This is a genomic window from Alteromonas sp. AO-Serp, from assembly GCF_017849675.1.
Classification (GTDB): Bacteria; Pseudomonadota; Gammaproteobacteria; order Enterobacterales; family Alteromonadaceae; genus Alteromonas; species Alteromonas macleodii.
On record NZ_JAFLMX010000190.1, the window covers coordinates 1 to 1,479 of the forward strand.

At 42.9% G+C, this 1,479-nt stretch carries 1 protein-coding gene; it reads left to right on the plus strand.

All coding sequences use genetic code 11. From position 1 onward, the window contains the following. Positions 1 to 170: 170 nt before the first annotated feature. The gene (gene rlmB / locus QVA83_RS13115; RefSeq protein WP_014950916.1) at positions 171 to 911 is read left to right on the plus strand and encodes a 23S rRNA (guanosine(2251)-2'-O)-methyltransferase RlmB; all 741 of its coding nucleotides are present in this window, start codon (positions 171 to 173) and stop codon (positions 909 to 911) included. The last annotated feature ends 568 nt before the right edge of the window (positions 912 to 1,479 follow it).

A 1,479-nucleotide genomic window follows, 5' to 3' on the forward strand; every position in this document is an offset into this window, starting at 1 on the left:
ATAACAAATCACGCTCTGATAAAGGCTCGCGTTCTGATAAAAAAGGGAACAAAGGCAAAGGCGGCTCAAGCTCGTCTAGTCGTAGCGGTGGAAAATCGTCAAGTCGCGGCAGCGCAAAAGGCGGTAGTAGCGGCAAAACACTGTCATTGAATAAAAGAGGTAAGCGTTAAATGGCGCAGCAAGAATGGTTATACGGTTTACATGCCATGCAGTCGGTACTTGAAAAAGAGCCCGAGCGTGTAATGGAAGTGTTGGTGTTGAAAGGTCGCAATGACGAGCGCCTAACCAACATTGTTAACCAAGCCCGTCGTTTCGGTATTTCCGTTCAGTTTTGTCAGCGCAAAGCGCTAGATGACAAAGTAAGCGGTGAACAACACCAAGGCGTGGTAGCAAGAGCGAAACCAGCCCGCGTGCTAGATGAAGCTGACTTAGACAAAATTTTAGAAAGCGAAGCGCAGCCTTTAATCTTGGTACTAGACGGTGTGACCGACCCGCATAATCTAGGTGCGTGCCTGCGTACTGCAGATGGAGCAGGGGTGCACGCGGTAGTAGTACCGAAAGATAAATCAGCAAGCTTAAACGGCACAGTAAGAAAGGTGGCTTGTGGTGCAGCTGAAGTGGTTCCACTTATTCAAATCACGAACCTGGCCAGAACCTTGAAGCACCTTCAAGATAAAGGCCTTTGGATTGTTGGCACAGCCGGTGAAACCGATAAGACCCTTTATGATGTAGACCTGAAAGGCCCAACTGCATTAGTAATGGGGGCTGAAGGTAAGGGCATGCGTAGGCTTACCAAAGAAACGTGCGATGAGTTAGTGAAGCTTCCTATGGCTGGCAGTGTGACAAGTTTAAACGTGTCGGTAGCAACCGGCGTGTGCTTATACGAGATCGTAAGACAGCGCAGTTTATGAGACAAAGTTGCTAGAATTGAGCCTCTAATGAGTTTTCAATTGGTTTTTAAAAAAGCGTGTACCTTTGGGTACACGCTTTTTTTATATTTAAGTAAAACTTATAAAGAGTTTAATATTTTGTTACATTTGAATTTGTGAAATTAATGTTAATTATAGTTTTTTATTCCTACCATGAATCTGCTCGTAATACACATTTGGCGCGCTCTTCATAAGTTGTGTTGTTTTTTTGTGCATTTTTAAAGGTATTAAAAATGCTCACCAGGGTTAGGGCAATATACTCAACTGCCTGATTTGCCGCCTAATATGAGCTTTGTAGATAATTTGGTAATACCATTTGTCTATATACCTGACAAACGGGTAGGTCGTTGCAACGCAGTTGCGTCGGTTGTCATGGATGAGCTTTTCGTATGAGGTAATGGTTATACCTGTATGTCACTTAATAACAAATAGCTTCAAAAGCACGGAATAAAACAGTGCTGAAGTTAATAAGACAGATAAAACAGGAAATAAATTTTGAACTCAAAATTAAATAAGAAACACACATGTCTAACAGCAGCTGCTCTAGCTG

Excerpts from the sequence above, each read along its gene's own strand:
- rlmB (WP_014950916.1), top strand. The coding sequence starts at position 171 with ATGGCGCAGCAAGAATGGTTATACGGTTTACATGCCATGCAGTCGGTA.